The following is a 21,477-nucleotide window of genomic DNA, read 5'->3' on the forward strand; positions in this document are numbered from 1 at the left end:
ACCCAGTATCAAGCTTGATTACGAAGTTTACACCACGCGTTTAATTCCGCCGCCAACTCCTTCGGCTGGGCCTCCGCTTTAATTCCTGGATTAAAAATTCCAGCTGGATCAAAGATTTTTTTCACCTTCGCGTATAATTGTTTTTCATCATCTGGCAGATTTTTATAGATAAAGTTAGCCTTCAACCTTCCATCGCCACCAAATCCTGCAAATGAACCTTCGTACTTATTAACAATCTGAGAAATTTCCGCCAACAACTGAAGAATCTTCTGGCGTTCACTCACCTTTTTACTATCAAACGTCGGATGTAGAGAAATATAATCGCTTGAAAAATCAACGAAAACTGGCAAATCCACGCCGTACTTAGATTCCAGCGACTTCAACTCACTAAGGAAACTGTCAATCTTTTCTGGCGCCATTAAAATCCCAGAGAAAACACGCGGCGTAATTATATGCGGCTCGCTCGGAGTTTCCGCCAAAGCCAAAACAGAGTGCAAACTAAACAAATCCTGCTCTTCCAAATGTAGAGTTTTTACGTCAATCGCTTCTGATGATTCCAATTTTCTAGTCAATTTCTTCGCAGCTTTATTGCGCGCTCTGTCAGAAAAGTCGTCAAAGATAGCCAAGACCACCGCGCCCTTAAAGCACTCTTTCGGCGCCCACTCAACCACTTTACCGACGACCGCCGCCTGACGGAAGAATCGCCCATCGATTATTTCCACTGCCGACGCCTTATTTTTCATCGCCAATTCCACGGCTGATTGCGCGTCTGACAATTTTTTATATGATGCGGCAACAACTGAATATTCCGGATGAATAAATTGCGCCTTCATAATAACTTCGCAAATCACACCCAGACTTCCCTGACTGCCAATGAACAACGGCGTCAAATCGAACGACCCGTCTTTTTGCTTCACTCGAGAAATCCCGCTATAACCAACCGTATCCGGCAAAGCTGGATCCATTTGCGAAATTAGCTCGGCGTTATCTGAGATTAAATTGTCAATCTCTCGATAAATCTCGCCCTCAAACGTCGATAAACCTTTTTTCTTACTCAATTCGCGTCGAGATATGCGACCAGTCTGAATCACGTCGCCGTTACTTAGGACAATCTCAAGCTGCTGAATCGCATCAGCAAAACGGCCATGCGCGCCAGATAATATTCCAGACGGAGCTGTGTTAATTGCGCCACCAATTGTGCCTTCTTCCGCCACGTATGAAGTTCGCGGCAAGCCCAAACCTTTATGTGTAGACAAAGTTGCGTTGATTGCCGAAAGAGAAATTCCCGCTTGAGCATGAATCAGTTGCTGGCGAGGATCAATACCAACCACACGATTCATATACGTTTTTTCGTCAATTGCAATGCCTTTATTCGTCGCCGCGCCAGTTTCATCATTGCCACAACCACGAACAAACACAGGCAAAACATGACCTTTCTCTGCCAATTGAGAACAAAATCGCATCACTTTCCTGATGTCGTTCATATTAGCCGCACGAACAATCATTTCTGGTCGGCGCGCCAAAAGTCCGTTATCAACTTCAACTTGACTCAATGCAAAATCCTGCGACGCGACTTCGCCACTAAGATGTTCATTCAAATATTTCGCAACTTTATTCATCAATCCTCCTTAGTATGTTACTTCAATTTTAGCATAAGCGCGGACAGTTGATAAGTAGAATTTGTTTTGATATAATCAGGTTATGCGGATGTGGTGGAATTGGTAGACACGCATGCCTTAGGAGCATGTGCCTCACGGCGTGAAGGTTCAAGTCCTTTCATCCGCACCAAGAACTGAAATTTTTCACTATAAAGAAAATCACCCTGGAGTTGGGTGATTTTTAATATCATAAATTCAGAGTCTACATGACAGGCAATCGTAAAAGAACAATCACCTGCCATGCAGCTAATCATACCTCCGTGGGGAGCTCTTGGCCAGCAAGGATTGTGTTGAACAGTGCGTCGTTGATCTTCTCCATGAGCTTGGTCTCTTTATCAGACATAATAAGGTAACCTTTCAGCTCCTTAAGTGTGAGACCGATGGTAACAGTACCGTCGAAGACGACTTCTTTTGCTCTTGAGAAAGGATAGCCTTGAGGCAAAACCTTCTCACAATCTGCTATGAAATTCGTGAAGTCGTACAGTAGGGTGTCAATCGATGCGGCAAGAAATATGACTTTTATACGTGTAACCTCATGATCGCCCGTCCAACGACAGGGCTTCATTGCAAGATCACTCAGCTCTTTCCAGGCGTCCTTGACAATTCCTACCATAGTAGACAAGGTCTCTGTATACTCCTGAGGTTGCATTTTCTGTACCCTTTCTCTGTCTCTCATCTACGTTCTCGTACTGCAGGGTTGCAGCGAAGTGTTGTTCTCTTAACAACACAAGATGAGATCTTAGTTCTCTTATGGCGGGTTAAAAAGAAATAAAAACTCATCTTGTGTTCGATTGCCTGTCAAAGTTCACTTTCGGACAAGGATTTACTCAATCTGTCAACAAAAGCTACTTTCATTTATACCATACTTGTGTAAAAAAGTCAATAGAATATGCTCAGCGTAGCTTGTCAGAACTTAAAACCTGAACTATAATTAGCTCAGTTGGCTAGAGCGCACGATTCACATTCGTGAGGTCACAGGTTCGAGCCCTGTATTTCTCACCATTTCAGAGTAAAAATCCAAATCCTCGCCTTCTTGGGCAATTTTTTGGTTCACATTTTTTTAATTCCTGCCACAGACAAAAACCACTTTCCGCCCCCTTTCGAAAAGCGGCTTTTGAGCTTGCACTTGTAGTCTTGTTAATAATTTCAAGTTCTGCGTCTGTCTCCAAACCAAAATATTTGATTGCGCCTTATAGCAACCGCGCCAATACGAGACGCTATTAATTCAATATGCCTTCACCCTTCTCTGATAAATAATCTTTTATGGCGTCGATCAGTTTCGCCTCTGCTGAACTTATTTTTGCTGCAACCACTGCGCTAATTCCTTCCATACTACAGCTATCATGTCGGTCTTTTCATCGTCACTCATCTCAGCTATCGTCTTGTTTGCGCCATCAACTTTGAAATATTTATCGTAGTCACGACCATTCTCGCCGCGTGGTTCGCTGAGTAATTCACCATACACTTTGTACGTAAACGTCTTGATTTCTAGTCCATCTATATACGTAACCGTACGCTGAGTGTATGCCCCTCTGTCATCTTTAAGCAATTTTACTATGTTTTCTATGCCGATAGTATCAAGTGCGTACTTCGTATAAACCCCTGGAAAACCTTTGAGGCTTTTGATAAACAGCCCAGAGTCCATAACAACCAGTGGGCTCTTTAATAGTTCGTAGTATTTTTGAGCTTTATCAATGGATACTTCTTCTTGGCTATCTGATTGAATTTCCGGTACATCAGGTAGCTCCCTGTCGGGAGCTGTGAGTGTTAGACCCGCCCCCAATAATGCCTGGTTTGCTCCAGCTAATTTATATTTATTGGTTGTGGCGTAGGTTATATTCATAAAGCCCCTCCTTTATTGAATTATTCTTTTCTTTGCCATGCAGCTCTTGCATAAAAACATTCTTCATTACCACTAGTACAGGAGTAAGTATTGGAACAGACCATGATCGTATCAGCAACGAGGGACAATAGACTCATATCTGGATATTCTGGCCCCTCAGGAAGCACCTTTTCTGCGCCTATTATCACCGTTCGTATAGTCTCCTTGTTTGCTCAACTCATCAACAAAAGCTACTTTCACTTATATCACACTTGTATAAAAAGTAAATAGGATATACTCGACGTAACTTGTCAGGACTTGAAACCTGAACTATAATTAGCTCACATCACGAGTTCGTTAAATAAAACGACAGATGTAATTACGGGAAATTAGCTCAGTTGGCTAGAGCGCACGATTCACATTCGTGAGGTCACAGGTTCGAGCCCTGTATTTCCCACCATTTCACGTTAGGTATAAATATGGAATCTTTTTACGTTACGTCAACTCATCTTGACATAGCTATGGCGACTGAACCTCATCCGTCTGGGCTAGTTATATTCTCGCGAGAATTATCTACAAACGGGGAGCCGACTGGGCATATAATAATATCTCCCGAGAACCATCATACAGATATATATTGTGATCACCTTGAAAGAAATAAAGCTTTAGTAGCAGAACGTGAACGTTGGGGAATAAAAAATCGACAAGGCAAGATTGTAAATTACTTCGTCCGAACAGAACCTGCTTACGGAATATACATACCTCAGCTAGACGATATGCCGGACTATCCCGAACTACTGATAGCCTGTACGAAGAATAAAAAAGCGAAGAGATTAGCCCATCAAGAATTAAGAGTAGACTCGACGCAAGTTAAATTGGCAACGCAAGCTCTCGGTATAGTAATGGCTGATCTGGATATTTTACATAGTGCTGACGGCAAAACCAGATTAATGCATTTTTCCAAGGATCAGCTTGACGAACAGCAAATTACAGTATGCTAAAGCATTAAACACAACTTTTACTCTTTTTATTTTCCCCTTATCGTGGTAAAATTTCATATTAAGAGGAAGGTCTGTGCTAATATCAGACCATATTTTTATGAAGGACGCTAGCAAGATTCGAAACATTGCCATTATTGCCCACGTCGACCACGGCAAAACGACCATGGTCGACGGGCTATTAAAGCAGTCGCGAACATTCCGCGACAACCAAGCCGAGATGAGCCAGGAATTGATTATGGATTCCGGCGATCAAGAACACGAGCGCGGCATCACCATCACCGCCAAACAAACGTCAATTTTTTACGGCGATTATAAGATAAACATTATCGACACGCCAGGACACGCCGATTTCTCTGGCGAAGTTGAGCGAACACTGAACATGGCGGACGGCGTTCTGCTGATCGTGGACGCGCAGGAAGGTCCGATGCCTCAGACTAAATTCGTATTAGCGAAGGCGCTTGAACTGGGACTGAAACCTGTTGTGATTATCAATAAGATTGACAAGCCAGCCAGGCGAATTGCCGAAGTTGAAGACGAGTTGAGCGATCTGTTTTTGGAGCTAGCGACCGACGATTCTCAATTGCAATATCCAATTTATTACGCAATCGGACGCGACGGAAAATCATGGAAAGAAATTCCTGCAAACACCGACGAAGACGCGGATTTGACGCCAATTTTTGACGCGATTATCAACGATATTCCAGCGCCAGACGTGACGGAAGATGGCGCGTTTCAATTGCTTGTTACCAGCTTACAATATGACACGTTCCAAGGAAAATACGCGATTGGGCGAATTGCTCGCGGATCTGTTAAGCGTGGCTTGCAAGTCAGTTTGATGAAAAATGGCGAAGTCGCGGGCTCAGCACGAATTGAGAAAGTTTTTGGCTATCGCGGCTTGAATCGCGAAGAACTTGACGAAGCTTTTGCTGGCGACATTGTGGCGCTGGTTGGCGTGGCTGACGCGCATATTGGCGATACGATTGCCGACAAAGAACAGCCTGAAGCGCTGCCGACAATTGACATCGAAGCTCCAACTCTGAGTATGTACCTCGGACCGAACACCAGCCCAATGAAAGGTCGCGAGAGCGAGTTCACGACATCCAGGCAAATTGGCGACCGATTGAAGCGAGAACTTGAGACCAATGTCGCGTTACGAGTCGAGGAAAACGGAATTGGCTTTACGATTTCTGGACGTGGCGAATTGCACTTAAGTGTTTTGATTGAAACCATGCGACGTGAAGGCTTTGAGTTTGAAGTTGGACGACCGCAAGTTGTTACAATTACCGAGGACGGCGTTGAAAAAGAACCGATTGAAGAGTTGCAAATTGAGGTCGGAAGCGAATTTATCGGTGCGATTAGTCAAGAGCTTGGTGCGCGACATGCCGAAATGAAATCTCAAGAAACGACCACCGCTGGTGCTGCTCGTTTGACTTACATTTTGCCGACGAGGGCGCTGATTGGTCTGCGCAACATTTTATTGACCGCCACCAGAGGTACGATTATTATGAATTCCCTGCCTCACGGATATCAACCGCTTGGCGGAAAATTGCCAAAAACCCGCAATGGAGTTTTGATCGCGTTTGAGGCTGGCACGACAACACCTTACGCTTTGCAAGCGGCGGAGGCGCGCGGTGAATTATTGGTCGGACCGGGTACGGAAGTTTATGCTGGAATGATTGTCGGAATCTACAATCGCCAAGAAGACATCGAAATCAACGTATGTAAAGCCAAGCATTTGACCAACATGCGTTCCAAATCGTCGGACGGAACTGTGCAATTAACGCCATTTACGCAATTTAGTTTGGAGCAATGTATCGACTTTATCGAAGACGATGAACTTTTGGAGGTTACACCAAAGTCGTTACGACTTCGCAAGCGATATCTGGACGCAAACGAACGAAAACGCGCCGCGAAACAATAGTCGTGTAAACCACAAAATAACCGCCCCGTAATGAGGCGGCTATTTTTCATGTGAGAATCAGCTAATTGACAAGAGTTTCTTTGACTCGGCGAGACTTCAAGAAATACAATATACATGCTATGTCCACCAAGACTGCCAATAAGGTAATTCCCCCAAACCACGTAACAACAAATCCCGCGTCCTTAACCTCTGCGTTGGTAGCAATACCAACAACAATCATATATACCACATACGCAACCGTTCCAACCACAATATTAGCGATAGCCACCTGTTTACCAATCTTTTTACGCATTAAAATTAGAACTGCGGCAGATGCCGCCATTGCACCCGAAATAATATACAAAATAATGCCAATAACTTCCCGTACCCCAATTGAATTGGCAAATAACGAAAATAATGAATATATATCAGATGCCGCCTGCAGGGCAAATAAGACAACAAACGTCCTCAGCCAATCCTTAATTCCAACATAAGACTCTCCCGATGGCTTAAATTGCCGATCAGCCGACTGTTGCGAATATGATGGCTGCTGCTGGTCTTGATTTTGCATATTATCTCTCCTTTTATATAAATCTAAACAGATAATTCTATCCTATCACAAAAGCCACTTTAATACGCTACAAAGCGGCCGTCGCGTCAGTCGTAAAAAATAACCGCCCCGTAATGGAGCGGCTATTTTTAATGTAAGAATCGATTAATTGACAAGAGTTTCTTTGACTCGGCGAGAAGCAAAGAAGTACAAGATTACCAATCCTTCCACTATTAGCATTGTAACGATTGCAGTAATAAATGCTGGGGCGTCTACTTCCGACCTTCCGGATGCATATATAACTACCGCATTCGCAACATTACCCAATCCAGCCGTGGCGATCGTAGCAACGGCTAACCACTTGCCAAGACGCTTCTGCATTACTATAAACACAACTGCACAAATAGCCAAGACTACTAGTACAGGTGAAAATATCAAAGAAATGACGTTCTCTGGCTGGCTAAGATTCATTATTGCCTGGAAAAACACTGCTGTATTGACAAGGCTGCCGATAACGAAACAAACCACAAAGAACATTAACCAGCCCTTAACGCCCTTCAAGGATTCCGCCATCACGACATATTGCACTGGCGCTGCTTGAGGTTGTGCAAAATATTGCTGACTGACTGGTTGCTGCTCATACGGCGTGTTCTGCGGTTGTGGTGCAGGACCGTATTGCGCGTTTGGATCAGGCTGTGGCGCATATTGCGGCTGCTGAGGTTCTTGTTTTGACATATTAACTTCTCCTTTTAAGAATATTGATATGCTAATTATACCACATCCTTAATTTCCTCTGGTAAAAATCCTTTGTCGTGCTTAAAACCAGCTTGCCACTTATAACCCTTGTTATAGCCCAAATCTTTCATCAATTTTGTCGAAGCATTCCTGAGATGTAACGGCACGGGAGAATTCGGATATTTACGTGCCAATTCAAAAGCGCCGTGCATTAAATCAGTAATTTCACGCGACTTCTGACTGCGAGCCAACGCAATAGCGCAATGGAACAAATTATACTTGACCTCCGGAAGACCGACGCGCTCGACAGCCTCAAATGTTGCAATTGCCAAGCTCAGCGCACCATTGCCCGCCAGCCCAATATCTTCCGATGCAAAAATCACCATTCGCCGAGCAATAAACTTCGGATCCTCGCCCGCGTCAATCATCCGCGCCAAATAATACGTCGCAGCCGTCGCGTCACTGCCTCTTAGCGACTTGATAAAAGCGGAAATTACGTCGTAATGCGAATCGCCTTTTTTATCATAGCCCGGAAGCCGCTTCTGAGCTGCCGCCTTAACCACTTCCGGCGTTACTTTTTCATTAAAACTCAGCGCCAATTCCAAATTGCCCAGCGCCACTCTTGCGTCGCCGTCCGATAATTCCGCCAAATAGTCCAGGGCTTTGGATGAAACTTGCTTGGAATTTTTCAGAACTTTCAGCGCTCTTTTTAATACCAATATAATTTCGTCTTTTGTCAATCGCTGAAGAACTAAAACTCGTGAACGCGACAGTAGCGGCGTGATGACTTCAAAGCTCGGATTCTCGGTCGTCGCACCAATCAAAGTAATTAGTCCACTCTCAACGTGCGGCAAAAACGCGTCTTGTTGTGCCTTATTGAAGCGATGAATTTCGTCAACGAATAGAATTGTTCTAAGTCCTAAATTCCAATTTTGACGAGCGTGTTCAATTACCTGTTCAACGTCCTTTTTTCCGCTTGTAACTGCCGATAATTCAATGAACTCCGCCTTCACCTCGCGCGCAATAATCCGCGCCAACGTCGTTTTTCCAGTTCCCGGCGGACCCCACAATATCAAACTGACCGGCTCGCCATTCTTAACGATTCGCCTCAATAACTCGCCCTCGCCAAGCAAATGACTCTGCCCTATTACCTCATCCAGCGTCTGCGGTCTCATCTGTTCAGCCAGCGGCTGCCTACTATCACTCATACTCCCATTATATCGCGAAATCCATAAAGCCAAAAAGCCGTACGCCGTTTACACTTTCCTCGCACAAAATTCTATATAAATAGGAGGAAAAATGGAAGCATTTGTAGTAATAATCTTGTCGTTTATCGGTCTTTATGTACTAAGCGGCATTAAAATCGTCAATCAATATCAGCGCGGCGTGGTTTTAACGCTCGGTAAATTTACTGGCGTTCGCGAACCAGGATTAAGAGTCGTCATTCCAGGATTGCAGACGATGATGTTGGTCGATATTCGCTCAACTCCAATTGACGTTCCAAAACAAGAAGTTATCACCAAGGATAACGTCACGGTCGGCGTTGATGCGGTGGTTTATTTCCGAGTTATCAATGCGCCAAAAGCCGTACTGGAAACCACGAACTATATTTACGCGACTAGTCAATTTGCCCAAGCGGCACTGCGTGACGTCACCGGTAACGTTGATATGGACGATTTGCTTGCCAAGCGCGAAGAGATTTCCCAGCAAATCAAGGAAATCGTTGATGCCGAAACTGACAAGTGGGGTATCGATGTCGAGAACGTTAAGATTCAGAATATCGAACTTCCTGGCGATATGAAGCGCGCCATGGCCAAACAAGCCGAAGCAGAGCGCGAGCGCCGCGCCAATATCATCAACGCTGACGGTGAAAAAGCCGCAGCCGAGACATTAGCTCAAGCCGCAGAAATCCTAGCAAAGACTCAAGGAGCTATCAATCTGCGAACATTGAATACCTTAGAGCGAATCTCCACGGAGCCAAGCCAAAAGACGATGATGCTATTCCCTATCGAACTCATCGACGCAATTCGTGGTGGCAAAAAATAGAACATTTATCAATAAATAAGCACTCTGCAATTTTACAGAGTGCTTTTATAATTCCTGGTGCGGATGGGGAGAGTCGAACTCCCATCTCAACCTTGGGAAGGTCACATAATAGCCGCTATACGACACCCGCGCTCGATAAAATTATAACACCCTTGCCAGATAGCGACAACTTTAGTACAATTAAATAGCAAGTTTGTGGCTCTTTAGCTCAGTTGGTAGAGCAGAGGCCTGAAGAGCCTTGTGTCCCCAGTTCAAGTCTGGGAGGAGCCACCAAATATTGCATTTCATTCACGACTTTGCTACAATAAATCGTGAACAATATGCGGGTATAGCTCAGTTGTTAGAGCGCTTCCTTGCCATGGAAGAGGCCAGGAGTTAGAGTCTCCTTACCCGCACCACAAACGAAATCATTTGATTCAATGAACCCTTTCCAGGGTTCATTTAGTTTATAGGATACTTTTGACCCCTTAAAAGTGTCTTTTTTAATGGGTTCAATTATGAAGTTAGAGAAGAATATTTTTAGTAGTTGGTTCAACTCATTCATATCATCAAGTTTTTCAAAAATAACAGGGAGGGATTCAAAAAGTTTGAGATATTCATCAAATGTAATCAGCGAATCCTTTAGTAAGCGTTTTTGATTAACCACCATCTCATAACGTCGTTCTAATTCCTTTTGTTCATCAAGAAGTTCGCCAAGATTGTAATAGCCCTTTAGCTCTGGATTCTCTAGTATGAGAGCCTTTGTCTGTTCATAATGTTGCTTTTTAAGTGCTATTTTTCGTTTTAAGCTAGCTATCTCGCTAGCAAGATTAGCCCCTTTGCATCTTATAGATTTTTCAGCACTTTCTTTTATTACCAAATAATTACTTTTATTAATGAATAAATAACTATTAAAAAATGCCTCAGCCGTATCAATAATACTTTTTGCGCGAATCGATTTTCCGTTGAAATTACAGTGTCCGTTTTCACACTTATAGTAATATCTATAATCGTATTTTTCGCCCGTTACCTTATTCCGCTTATTTGTAACCATTGAAGTCATGGGCTCATTGCAAGCCCCACAAACGACTCCACCCCGAAATAAATTCGCAAATATTTCACCACCTTTTGGCTTGTTGATAGCATAAACTTTAGAGGAATCTAAGCTATCAATCTTATTTATTTTTAGATATTCATTAACAGTAATCGTACTCTGAAAATCATACTCTTCTAATAAATTTTTGTAATGCTTGCCCCATTTTAAAATACCAGCATAAAAGGGGTCTTTAAGAGTCTTTGAAATATCATCTTTGGACCAATTATGATTTTGGTAAGGACCTCCTGCACGCTTTTGAACAGTATAATTTTGTCTATTAATCCATTCTCTAATGTCTTTCTGGGATTTACCGTCTAGAGCTAATTCAAATATATGTTTAACCTTTGTAAAATTCTTCGGGTCAGGTTGGAAAAAGCGATTTGAATCTAATATGTAACCGTGCTTGAACTTACCGATAAACTCAGCGTCTTCTATAGCTCTTTTATTGCCACGGTCCACCGATTCGGAGAGATGTTCAGAATATTGTTTAGCCATCACAAATGTAATGCCGAGCAGCATTTTACCCGCTGGATTATTTTCAAATGTAAATGTTGCAAATCTTAGGTCCTTAATTAAGCCCCTATCCACCAGGTCAATAATAACACCCGCCTCTTTCATATTTCGTGATAGGCGGTCAGGATGCCAAGCTATCAAGCCGTCTACCCTTCCGTTTTCAATATCATCTATAAGTTTATTAAATTCATCACGTATATCTGCAATTTTAGCAGAAAAGCTTTCCTTGTATATCTTTTTGACATTTAAGCCGTTTGGTGTAATAACCTTATCTACACACTCCTTTATCTGGTCTTCTATTGATGAAGCCTGTCTATCTTCGCTTGTAGTAGACTTACGGGCGTACAGCCCATAGCGTACGGGCTTAAGCGAATCCTCACTGCTTTCAGGACCACCGCCCGTAAGTTTATCTAATAGTAACTTTACACTTATAGAATCGTTATTATTCTGCATAATTCCCATTATAGCCCCTACCTATAGTTAGAGCTAATTTAGGCTATAGGGAACTATAAAAGGATTTTTACTCCTCTATTGATTATGTAGCGTTGTCTATTTGATGTGGTGTTTATTTTTTCATTGTGCTTGTCGCTATATTTAAACAATACATTAAGCAACTTTAATATACTGTCATCGATGAAAACTTTTCGGTTAGATGAAGGGGACATACGAGACTCCTTGAAGCAGTTACTTCAGTTAGTCCGCTAAAAGCCCCATTTTTACCGAGCTGTTCTCGTATGCTTATTCTAATGTGTAAATGTGCTACCCGTTTTTTACGCGGTCCGTCTCCGCTATGTAGCCACACTAGAATGCGGTTATTTTATTAATTACATTACCTATTATATCAGAAATTCAAATTTTACATCAAAATGCTATAATAGATAATGTCTAGATTCACAACAGGGCTCATTTTATCCCGAAAATGGGCAGCCATTTGCTAAAAGCAATAGGGATAAAACTTCTCGTTGTGGGTCTAGACAGCCAGCAGTGGCTGTCCTTTTTTAATAATTAAATAATGGAGGTATTATGAACAACCATCAACAATCATCAGGAAACACAAAACAAGAAAATTTTAACTATGTACGAGAGCAAAAGGGACATAGTATTATAAAACACATCTTACTATGCCTGGTTGGCGTTGGTTTCTTTACAATTCCATACTACTCAATTAGCCCTAATCATTATTGGCACGCTTAAAAAAAGTATTGGCAACTTTGCACCCAAAAATTTACCATTTACATAGCGGAATGACAATTCTACGTATTAAAGAGCGACAGCCCCCTGTAAATTATTTTCTAATATCACAACAGATTGCTACTAATAAATAATCGATAGCGTTTGTTTATGCTGCGCTGTACGTCTTTTTATTGCTGGAGCTGGACCAGGGTAATCCATAATGTATTCAAAAAGTTTGAGTAGGTTCTGTAATTCCGCACCAATTAGATATTTAGCCATCCAAACGGGTGGTTTTTTCGTATGTTAATCCTTAGATAGCTAATTACATTTGACATAATACCCCCAGGGGGTATATGATTATTTTATGAATACAGCAGACATCAAACTGCGAGCCCTGCATCGCACAAAGATTATATTAGGACAAATGCGCGGACTCGAGAAACAAATCACCGACGACGCTTATTGTATGGACGTTTTGACCCAAAGTCTAGCAATACAAAAGTCATTAGCGTCGCTTAATAAACTTATTCTGGAGCGACATCTCCGCACACACATTGCCGATAAGATGGCGTCCGGTGACAAAGCTCAACAAAGTAAAGCGATAGAAGAATTACTCAATCTATATGAATTAAATAATATAAGGACAAAATAATGAATCACGAATCTCCTAATCATTGCAATACAAAAAATTCAATCAAACGTATGGCGCTAGCGGCAAGTTTACACTGTCTGGCGGGGTGTATGATTGGTGAGATGGTTGGCGTTACCATCGGCACACACGCTGGATTTGCACCACATACCACGGTTATTTTAGCGTCAGTCTTAGCTTTCATCTCCGGCTACACCGCATCAATCATACCGTTAGTACGCGCCAAATTATCGCTCATAAAATCCTTAAAGTTAGTTTTCGCCGCTGATACACTATCCATACTGTCAATGACTATCGTAGACAACATAATCATGCTGATTATTCCGGGCGCCATGGATAAGAACTTAACTCATCCGATTTATTGGGTTAGCCGGCTAATTTGTATGTTCGCCGCGTTTGCCGTATCATATCCCGTCAATCTATATTTGTTACGCCGAGGCAAAGGTCACGCATTGACTCATCATTATCATCACATGTAATTTATTTGTTTTGATTTTCCCTGTTATCTCGCTTATACTTAAATCATGAAAACTTGGCAAGATGTCGCCTCTCTTTATCAAATTTATCCGCGCAGTTTTCTAGATACGAATGGCGATGGAATTGGCGATTTGAATGGCATTACCGAGAAGCTGGATTATTTATCATGGCTGGGCGTCGATTCGATTTGGATTTCCCCGTTCTTTGTATCGCCGCTGACCGACTTTGGCTATGATATCGCAAATTATCGAGCAATTGATCCTACTTTTGGTCAAATGGAAGACTTCCAAGCGCTACTTAAAAAAGCTCACGATCTCGACATTAAAGTTATGATCGACCTCGTTCCCTGCCACACTTCAGACCAACATCCGTGGTTTCAAGAATCCAGATCTTCGCGTGATAACCCCAAGCGTGATTACTATGTTTGGCGTGATGGAAAAAATAATAGCGAGACTAACAATTGGCGAAGTCTATCTGGCGGCAGTTCGTGGGAATTTGACGAGCACACTGGACAATTTTACCTGCATTCGTTCTTGAAAACACAGCCAGATCTGAATTGGGACAATCCTGAAGTGCGTGCTGAAATGAAAAACATAGTGCGATTTTGGTTTGATATGGGCATCGACGGAATGCGCGTCGATGCAATTTGGGGAATTTCCAAAGACCCTGACTTTAAAGACGATTCTCCAAATCCTGATTTTTATGGCAATCCAAACGATTACGGAGCGTTTATTCACGACCACTGTAAAATGGGACCGCATTTTCAGGAATATTTGCAAGAATTAGCGTCAGTCTGCGATGAATATGACGACAAGCAAATGGTGTTTGAATTCTACCCTGATGATAAGCTGGGCGATATTTATCATCAATACGGCCAAATACTGACAGTTCACCCGAAAGCCTCGGCGTTTTTCATGGAATATCGCGATAACGAATGGCACGCTAAAAATATTGAGAAAAAAATCGAAAATTATTTGCAATCAGCAAGCTCAACCACGCCATTTTTTTGCATCGGAAATCATGACCAGCCGCGAGTCGCCTCCAGATTGGGCGAAGAACGCGCCCGCGCCATCAGCTTCTTAAATCTCCTAACTCCAGGAATTAGCGTAGTGTATTACGGCGACGAAATTGGCATGACAAACGGAGAATTGACCGCTGATGACATTCAAGATAATTTTAGTCCCGCCAATTCTGTTGTTGATAGTCGAGATTTGGAGCGCACGCCAATGCAATGGAATGATTCGCAATTTGCAGGCTTTTCAAGTGCAAAACCTTGGCTTCCTGTTAATGAAAATCACACGAAGATTAACGTTGATAGCGAAAAAATCGCAAACGATTCCCTGCTTAATATACACCGAAAGCTACTAAAATTACGCCAAACCTTCCTAATTCTTAAGAATGGCAATCTGAGCATCGTGCAAAATACTGGCAACGGATTTATTCTCGGGTTAAAAAGAGAGTTATCCGGTCAACGTGCTTATATTTTCATCAATTTCGCGGACGCAGAACAAAGCTTTTCCATTCCAGAAAACGCCAATATTATCACCTCGACTCACTCTGTCAATTTAATTACCGTAGAAAATCTCCAAATGGCAATTCCAGGATATTGCGGAGTTTTACTTATTGCCACACTCAACTAGAACAACGTTCCATCTTCAGTATCGCACTCCTCTATGGGATAGAGACCCGCGCATTCAGTCGCCAACCTAGCCATATTCTCTTTAATTTCCTTGTCATTAGCAGCCTCGGTGAGAGCTTCTAAGTCTAGATAGCAATCATCACTGTTTTGGCTAGATTCTATCGTATCACCCCCTAGCTCTTCGCTGCCGGCACTTCTTTGCAAATCTTCATTATTTGCAATTTCCTCGTAATATTTATATTTATCCGATTCGTCAGAAGTATCTTCACTCAGAATATCTGCCCCACAATTAACATGACCATCGTACAGCATTTTCTACATTCCTCCTCTTTTTACTTTGTCTATAGACTATTATACGACACCACTAGATGTAGCGGTAGAGTTAACTTCACAACACTATCAAACAACAGAACCCTTCGCTCTACTCAATTAAACTATTGTTCGCTTAGCGACTGAGTTAGTGGGTGGCGGCTTTTCTTAAATTTATAGATACTCACGAGACGCACCCACCGACACAGCCGCTAATAGTTTATTGATGTCCTAATTGTTAAAGATCACTTTCTGACATATTTGCTTTGATTGTTTTAGCTAATCTCCGTCACTCCTATAATTCTCGCTATTGAGTCGGATTGAGCTATATCTTTCAATGCAGTCAGTGTAGTTGTTCTGTCTACAAGAGGTCATCAATTTCAGATTGCCAACCTCTTCAAACGGAAAAACCCGCTGGCTCTCTACTTCCAGCGGGTTTTGCTATACAACAAAAATCGTCCTGACAAACATCAGAACGACTTATAAGAATTTAATTTTCCAATCGTAGGAACTTGGTGAGGTGCGCCTCCCCATAACTACGACTGTCCACCACAACAGTTTTGTCTTGAACCGGCACCTCACCTATTCCTGGATGTGATAATATCATAAATCCACCCGGTTTGAGTAGCCTCATTAACTTGGAAACTGTGGAAAACTGTGGATTGTGGTACGGCGGATCGGCAAAAATAATATCGAACTCCCCTGTTGAACTCGCACTTTCCAACCAATTTACTATCGTTGTTTTTATTACAATAGATTTTTCTTCGACGCCCAAAATGCTTATGTTTTCAGCAATTACTCGCTGAGCGACTCGATCTCGCTCCACGAAAACCGCCGACTCTGCGCCGCGACTTAACGCCTCTAGCCCAACAGCACCAGATCCCGCAAAAGCATCCAAAACTCGCGCGCCGCGTATTGATTCACCCAAAGAATTGAACATAGCCGAGCGCACTCGTTCACCCATAGGATGCGTCGTTGAGCCGGGCGGAGTTTTTATAAATCGTCCGCCAAATTCGCCAGAGATAATCCTAACTCTCACTTTTTTCTGCCTCAAGTTTCCAAATAGACGCCAGCCAGCCCAACATCACCGACTTTATAATAATCGGCATTAGCTCGTGATTTGTCTGCCAAGCAAGATCCGTCGTCCAGCCGCTCTTGATAAAATTGTCATACATTTTCATCGATGCTACGGCGTGAACTTGGTCCAAATAATACTCACGATAGCCGTGATTTTTCACTTGCAATATCTCATCGTCACTTGGAATTGCGTCCTTAAAACGCGGATATGCCACCACGCTAGCCACGCCAGCCTCAAACGCCACGTGAGTTGTCATCATACCTTTAGCGCCCCAGAATTTCCAGTTGTTCTTAATCAACTCAATTCCATTTTCACCCTTCATAAAATTTTTCTTCAAAATTGAGGTTCGCGTTTCCAATCCTTCGCCGCCGCGAAGTTCCGCCATAGCTTGTTCCAGAGGAAAATGATGAGCCGGAGTCAAACCGTCGGTAATTGCGTGCGCCATCCAAGCCGCCTCAAACGCTGCTCGCTCGGAATTATTTGTCCGCAGTGCTCGGGCTAAATTGCCAATATGTCCGTCAATCATCTCCAAAAGTGCAGTGTCATTTGGATCGTCCGGATTTATAAAATGCCACGGTTCGTCCACAGCCGGGCTTTTTCGCTTGACGCCATCAGGACCATTCTTGCCCTCAAAATGAAGAATGTTTTTAATGTCAGGAAAATCACACCAATCCGGAAGAATTGGTTTTATATTTCTCCTTGCGACTCGATCTATTTTTTGGTGGACGCCAATAAATCGACCAGAGCCATCCCTAATTGTTGTTCCTGCGTACATATTAATTTAAAACAGTTAATCGCTGATAGCGACTGACGGCATGCGCCAGATGATTATATTGTAGCAAATCTTGCCCCTCTTTGACAAAGCGTTCAGCTTCGACTTGAGCGCGAGCAATTAGTGCCATATCCGCCAGCGAGGCAATTTTCAAGTTCAAATCCCCGTGTTGCATTCTACCGTAAATCTCACCAGGTCCACGCAATTTCAAATCAACCTCCGCCAGATAAAATCCATCCTGAGATCTCTCAATCTCCCGAAGTCGTTGGCTCGGCTTATCGTGGCCGCTCATCATCAAATGACAAAAACCCTGATGTTTCCCGCGCCCAACTCGCCCGCGCAATTGATGCAATTGACTCAATCCAAAATTGTCCGCATTCTCAATCAACATCACTGTCGCATTCGGCACATTCACACCAACTTCAACCACAGTCGTACTGACTAGCATATCCAGCTCGCCGTCCGCAAATTTCTGCATCACTTCAGCTTTTTCTTCGGCAGGAAGTTTTCCGTGCAACAACCCGACTCGACGATGGCTGAAAACAGTCTTGGACAATTTATTATATTCCGCCTCCACCGATTTTTTATCATTATCTGGATTATCGTCAATCAACGGACAAATAACGTAAGCTTGGCGACCTTTGGCTAGCTCATTTTCAATCGATTCGTAAAGCTTCGGAGCTGATGCTGGCGACCAAATCTTAGTCTGAATCGGCTGACGACCAGAGGGCAACTCGTCCAGAATAGAAATATCCAATTCTCCGTACAATGTCAGCGCCAGACTGCGCGGAATCGGCGTGGCGGTCATACTTAAAAGATGTGGCATAAAATCAGACTTTTCTAACAAAGCTTGCCGCTGCTTCACACCAAATCGGTGCTGTTCGTCGATCACCGCAAATCCCAATTTATGATACGCAACCTTTTCCTGAATTAGCGCATGTGTGCCGACCACAACATCAATATTACCGCTAGCCAAATTGTCCAACAATTGACTGCGCGCCACACCTTTCACGTGGCCCGTCAGAAGCGCAACCGACACGCCAAATGGTGACAATAACTCGTCAAGTGTTTTCGCGTGTTGCTGCGCTAAAATCTCCGTCGGCGCCATAATTGCCGTCTGAAAACCAGCCTTCGCCGCTTCCACAGCCACCAATCCCGCAACGACAGTTTTTCCCGAGCCAACATCTCCTTGCAATAACCGATTCATCGGATGGTCAGACTCCAGATCTTGCAGAATTTGCCACGCAGCTCGGCGCTGAGCGTTCGTCAAAGAAAACGGCAATTGGTCGACGAAATTCTTCACGACCGACTTATTGAACGGAATTTTCCAACCTGTTAATCTGGTTTGTTCTTGCTTATTAAATTGTGCCGCCAATATCATCTCAAACAACTCCTCAAACGCCAGACGCTCACGACCGCGGGAAATTTCCTCGTGAGTTTTTGGCGCGTGAAGAAATTTAACCGCCTCAGATCGACTGACTAATTTTTGGCGCTGAATAATGTTTTCCGGCAAAGTCTCGGGCAAAAAATCCATAATTGGACGAATATTTTTCATCAAATCTTGCACGGTTTTTGGGCGTATATTTTTTATCGATTTATAAACCGGCTGAATTCCAGATGCGTTTTCTATCGATGCTTTGGCAACTTCTTTTGCTAACTCGACGGACGGATTGTTGATTTGATAGCGATTATATTGCATACCAAATTGACCAGAAAAAATAAATTCTGCATCAGATTTTAATTGCGTTTCGCGGTACGGCTGATTGAACCAAACCGCCTTAACTTTGCCTGATTTATCCGCCAAAACCGCGGTCGTGATTCTAAGTCCGCGCCGAACAATACGCGTCGAAACCGACTCGCAGCGCGCCTTAACCGTAACTTTTCCCGGCTGAAGATCTGCGATATTAACCGCGGTTGAATAGTCGTCATACGCTCGTGGCAAAAAATCCAAAGCGTCAGAAATCGTTTTAAGGCCAGCCGCCGCTAGAGCCTGAGCAGTTTTCGGTCCGACGCCTTTAATTTGCTCGAGAGGAGTTGTTAATTTCATCTACGAAACGGCGTTGATGCCCTCCAGAGCGTAAGCCGTATCTTCCCAGCCTCTCACGCCGATTGAATCTACACCCATTTGCTTCACTGGAAAATCATTACCGCCTTCTTCAATTTTGTCACCAAAGAACAGCGTTTCTTCTTTCGACCAGCCATTCAGTTCAAGCAACCTGCCAATTCCATAAGCCTTATCAATTCCTGGAAGTGTAATGTCAGTGCTGGTTGTACCACCAATTCGCACCTCAAGCCCAGGCAGCTTCTCCGCCACCTTGTCGCGATATATCGGACGGACATCCTTATATTTTTCAGCCCACGCATATTTATCTTCAGGTGTAGCCTGTTGACCCAAAGCCGACATAGTAATCTGGCTATGTCGATCTTCAATTATTTCACCCGCAGGATTTTCGCACCAAATGCCCATTTCCTTCGCAACTTCTTCCAACGCCGCAGTTATCTGAGTTTTTTGCTCGTCGGACAAATCGTTCGCATACTGAATTTTCCATTCATCATCGGCGGCGTCAAATCGATAATATCGAGTACCACAAGTCGGCATCGCGTGGAACTTCTGAAGCAACTCCGGAGTAACGTTCAACCTATCAATCACCTGCTTCTTTATCTGCTGAAACGTGCCGCCAGTAATCACGCAAACGTCATAATTCTCAAGTAATCGACTAAGAATTCCAGCCATACGGTCGCTAATTGGCGACTTTGTAATTGCCAATGTGTCATCCAAATCAAAACCGATAATTTTTTTCATTATTCATCCCCTTCCATAATTAATACGAACGTGTTTTTGCCCTTCTTCAGCAGCGACGTGTCATTGACGACTTTGTTTTCGGCAAGTTTTTCTCCGTTTAGACTAATAGCTCCAGATTTTAACAATCGCTTTGCTTCGCCGTTAGAGCCAACCGCCCCAGATTTTACTAGCGCTTCAATTATATCAACTCCAGCATCAACGCAAGGAATCTCTTCAGCTAGAGCGCTCAAATCATCATCCGACAATTTCTTAAAATCGCCGCCACCAAACAAAACTTCGTTCACACGCTCAACAGATTCACGACGCGCGCTACCGTGAACAATGTCAGTAATTTCACGAGCCAAAATCTTCTGAGCCGAACGCGCACCTGGATTAACAGCGTGATTTTCAGCAATAGCTTCAATGGTATCGCGGTCCAACATCGTAAATATCTTCATATATTCAATCGCGCTCTCATCATCGACATTCAGCCAGAATTGATAGAATTTATAGACGCTGGTTTTATTTTCATCAAGCCAAACCGCGCCACCTTCAGATTTACCGAATTTACGACCAGTCGACTTATTGATAAGCAAAGGTGCAGTCATTGCGTAGACTTCGGTGTTTTCTTTTTTACGAATCAAATCCACGCCAGATAATAAATTGCCCCATTGATCCGATCCACCAATTTGCATATTCACGCCATATTGATTAAATAGATGCCAAAAATCATAGCCCTGAAGTAAAGTGTAAGTGAACTCCGCAAAACTCAAACCTTTGCCGTTGTTAATGCGCGCCTTGAAAAATTCGCGGCTCACCAAATCCGCCATATTGAAATTTTTACCGATATCGCGAAGAAACGGCAGTAATTCCAGATCAGCCAGCCAATCAGCATTGTCAACCAAAGTAAAATCTCGTCCAGCAAAAATTCGCGAAACTTGGGATTTTAAGGCTTGCTTGTTATGCTCAATTTCCTCGTACGAAAGCAAGTTTCGCTCTTCCGTGTCGCGCATATCGCCAATCATTCCCGTGCCGCCGCCAACGAGCAAAAACACTTTATGTCCGCGCTCCAAAAAATGCCGAACCATCATATAAACCGCCAAATGCCCAACATGCAAGCTGTCCGCCGAAGGATCCGTCCCCAAATAGAGCGTGAAATTCTCCGAATCGATAAGTTTGTCGTCAGTAAATGTGGTCTGATTCCAGAATCCACGCCATTGTAATTCTTCTGATAATTTCATATCACTCCTTTTCTATATATTAGTATAGCAATTTTACAATTGAAGCGAAACATATGC

General features: G+C 43.2%; 18 protein-coding genes, 5 tRNA genes and 1 pseudogene. 10 read left to right on the top strand and 14 right to left on the bottom strand.

Annotated features, from left to right (window positions below; translation table 11 throughout):
• Positions 1 to 8 precede the first annotated feature (8 nt).
• The gene (locus LRM44_RS02900; RefSeq protein ID WP_243803677.1) at positions 9 to 1,619 is read right to left on the bottom strand and encodes an FAD-binding oxidoreductase; all 1,611 of its coding nucleotides are present in this window, start codon (positions 1,617 to 1,619) and stop codon (positions 9 to 11) included.
• Positions 1,620 to 1,703: 84 nt separating this feature from the next.
• On the opposite strand from LRM44_RS02900, the gene LRM44_RS02905 reads away from it, so the two are divergent.
• Positions 1,704 to 1,788: transfer RNA gene (locus LRM44_RS02905), tRNA-Leu, on the top strand.
• 120 nt (positions 1,789 to 1,908) lie between these two features.
• Here the strand turns inward: LRM44_RS02905 and LRM44_RS02910 are convergent.
• Positions 1,909 to 2,334 carry a hypothetical protein gene (locus tag LRM44_RS02910; RefSeq protein WP_243803678.1) on the bottom strand — a complete coding sequence of 142 codons (426 nt, stop codon included), beginning with the start codon at positions 2,332 to 2,334 and terminating at the stop codon, positions 1,909 to 1,911.
• A gap of 618 nt (positions 2,335 to 2,952) precedes the next feature.
• On the bottom strand, positions 2,953 to 3,501 hold the full coding sequence (locus LRM44_RS02915) for a non-canonical purine NTP pyrophosphatase (protein ID WP_243803679.1): 549 nt from the start codon (positions 3,499 to 3,501) through the stop codon (positions 2,953 to 2,955).
• 362 nt (positions 3,502 to 3,863) lie between these two features.
• Between LRM44_RS02915 and LRM44_RS02920 the strand changes: the two genes are divergently transcribed.
• From LRM44_RS02920 to typA, 3 genes are all read left to right on the top strand, one after another.
• Positions 3,864 to 3,940 (top strand) — tRNA-Val (locus LRM44_RS02920).
• A gap of 19 nt (positions 3,941 to 3,959) precedes the next feature.
• Positions 3,960 to 4,481: a hypothetical protein gene (locus tag LRM44_RS02925; protein ID WP_243803680.1), complete on the top strand. Its 522-nt coding sequence runs from the start codon at positions 3,960 to 3,962 to the stop codon at positions 4,479 to 4,481.
• A 97-nt stretch (positions 4,482 to 4,578) separates the two neighbouring features.
• Complete coding sequence (gene typA / locus LRM44_RS02930) at positions 4,579 to 6,402, top strand: translational GTPase TypA (protein WP_445083033.1); 1,824 nt, start codon at positions 4,579 to 4,581, stop codon at positions 6,400 to 6,402.
• A gap of 61 nt (positions 6,403 to 6,463) precedes the next feature.
• Here typA and LRM44_RS02935 read toward each other — a convergent pair whose 3' ends face one another.
• The 3 genes from LRM44_RS02935 to LRM44_RS02945 all read right to left on the bottom strand — a co-directional run bounded on the left by LRM44_RS02935 (position 6,464) and on the right by LRM44_RS02945 (position 8,874).
• Positions 6,464 to 6,952: a hypothetical protein gene (locus tag LRM44_RS02935; protein ID WP_243803682.1), complete on the bottom strand. Its 489-nt coding sequence runs from the start codon at positions 6,950 to 6,952 to the stop codon at positions 6,464 to 6,466.
• Positions 6,953 to 7,096: 144 nt separating this feature from the next.
• Entirely contained in the window at positions 7,097 to 7,666 is a 570-nt protein-coding gene (locus LRM44_RS02940; RefSeq protein ID WP_243803683.1) for a hypothetical protein, read from the bottom strand.
• 35 nt (positions 7,667 to 7,701) lie between these two features.
• Positions 7,702 to 8,874: a replication-associated recombination protein A gene (locus LRM44_RS02945; RefSeq protein ID WP_243803684.1), complete on the bottom strand. Its 1,173-nt coding sequence runs from the start codon at positions 8,872 to 8,874 to the stop codon at positions 7,702 to 7,704.
• 91 nt (positions 8,875 to 8,965) lie between these two features.
• Here LRM44_RS02945 and LRM44_RS02950 point away from each other — a divergent pair, with 91 nt between their 5' ends.
• The gene (locus tag LRM44_RS02950; RefSeq protein WP_243803685.1) at positions 8,966 to 9,712 is read left to right on the top strand and encodes a slipin family protein; all 747 of its coding nucleotides are present in this window, start codon (positions 8,966 to 8,968) and stop codon (positions 9,710 to 9,712) included.
• 55 nt (positions 9,713 to 9,767) lie between these two features.
• On the opposite strand, the gene LRM44_RS02955 is transcribed toward LRM44_RS02950, so the two are convergent.
• Positions 9,768 to 9,842 (bottom strand) — tRNA-Gly (locus tag LRM44_RS02955).
• 67 nt (positions 9,843 to 9,909) lie between these two features.
• Here LRM44_RS02955 and LRM44_RS02960 point away from each other — a divergent pair.
• Both LRM44_RS02960 and LRM44_RS02965 read left to right on the top strand, forming a co-directional pair.
• A tRNA-Phe gene (locus LRM44_RS02960) sits at positions 9,910 to 9,985 on the top strand.
• 49 nt (positions 9,986 to 10,034) lie between these two features.
• Positions 10,035 to 10,110, top strand: a tRNA-Gly gene (locus LRM44_RS02965).
• Between the two features lie 524 nt (positions 10,111 to 10,634).
• Here the strand turns inward: LRM44_RS02965 and LRM44_RS04205 are convergent.
• Positions 10,635 to 11,762, bottom strand: a pseudogene (locus LRM44_RS04205) (recombinase family protein); the annotation flags it as partial.
• 1,075 nt (positions 11,763 to 12,837) lie between these two features.
• On the opposite strand from LRM44_RS04205, the gene LRM44_RS02970 reads away from it, so the two are divergent.
• From LRM44_RS02970 to LRM44_RS02980, 3 genes are read left to right on the top strand one after another with little or no spacing between them, the layout of a single operon-like run.
• Entirely contained in the window at positions 12,838 to 13,125 is a 288-nt protein-coding gene (locus tag LRM44_RS02970) for a metal-sensitive transcriptional regulator (protein WP_243803686.1), read from the top strand.
• Positions 13,125 to 13,601, top strand: a complete 477-nt coding sequence (locus LRM44_RS02975) for a DUF4396 domain-containing protein (RefSeq protein WP_243803687.1) — start codon at positions 13,125 to 13,127, stop codon at positions 13,599 to 13,601. The genes LRM44_RS02970 and LRM44_RS02975 overlap by 1 nt, the downstream gene beginning before the upstream one ends.
• Before the next feature lie 45 nt (positions 13,602 to 13,646).
• Complete coding sequence (locus tag LRM44_RS02980; RefSeq protein WP_243803688.1) at positions 13,647 to 15,239, top strand: alpha-amylase family glycosyl hydrolase; 1,593 nt, start codon at positions 13,647 to 13,649, stop codon at positions 15,237 to 15,239.
• On the opposite strand, the gene LRM44_RS02985 is transcribed toward LRM44_RS02980, so the two are convergent.
• From LRM44_RS02985 to tyrS, 6 genes are all read right to left on the bottom strand, one after another.
• Positions 15,236 to 15,550, bottom strand: a complete 315-nt coding sequence (locus LRM44_RS02985) for a hypothetical protein (protein WP_243803689.1) — start codon at positions 15,548 to 15,550, stop codon at positions 15,236 to 15,238. The two genes, LRM44_RS02980 and LRM44_RS02985, sit on opposite strands and share 4 nt — an antisense overlap.
• 487 nt (positions 15,551 to 16,037) lie before the next feature.
• Positions 16,038 to 16,586 (bottom strand): 16S rRNA (guanine(966)-N(2))-methyltransferase RsmD, encoded by a 549-nt coding sequence (gene rsmD, locus LRM44_RS02990; protein ID WP_243803690.1) that lies wholly within the window; start codon positions 16,584 to 16,586, stop codon positions 16,038 to 16,040.
• A complete protein-coding gene (locus LRM44_RS02995; protein ID WP_243803691.1) occupies positions 16,576 to 17,400 on the bottom strand; it encodes a phospholipase C/P1 nuclease family protein in 825 nt (274 codons plus the stop codon). The genes rsmD and LRM44_RS02995 overlap by 11 nt, the downstream gene beginning before the upstream one ends.
• A gap of 1 nt (position 17,401) precedes the next feature.
• Positions 17,402 to 19,444, bottom strand: a complete 2,043-nt coding sequence (recG, locus tag LRM44_RS03000) for an ATP-dependent DNA helicase RecG (RefSeq protein ID WP_243803692.1) — start codon at positions 19,442 to 19,444, stop codon at positions 17,402 to 17,404.
• On the bottom strand, positions 19,445 to 20,200 hold the full coding sequence (locus LRM44_RS03005; protein ID WP_178142960.1) for an HAD-IIB family hydrolase: 756 nt from the start codon (positions 20,198 to 20,200) through the stop codon (positions 19,445 to 19,447).
• Positions 20,200 to 21,420, bottom strand: a complete 1,221-nt coding sequence (tyrS, locus tag LRM44_RS03010) for a tyrosine--tRNA ligase (RefSeq protein WP_243803693.1) — start codon at positions 21,418 to 21,420, stop codon at positions 20,200 to 20,202. Before tyrS ends, LRM44_RS03005 begins: the two co-directional genes overlap by 1 nt.
• Between the last annotated feature and the right edge of the window lie 57 nt (positions 21,421 to 21,477).

The organism is Candidatus Nanosynbacter sp. HMT-352 (genome assembly GCF_022819385.1).
In the GTDB taxonomy this organism is placed as follows: Bacteria; Patescibacteriota; Saccharimonadia; order Saccharimonadales; family Saccharimonadaceae; genus Nanosynbacter.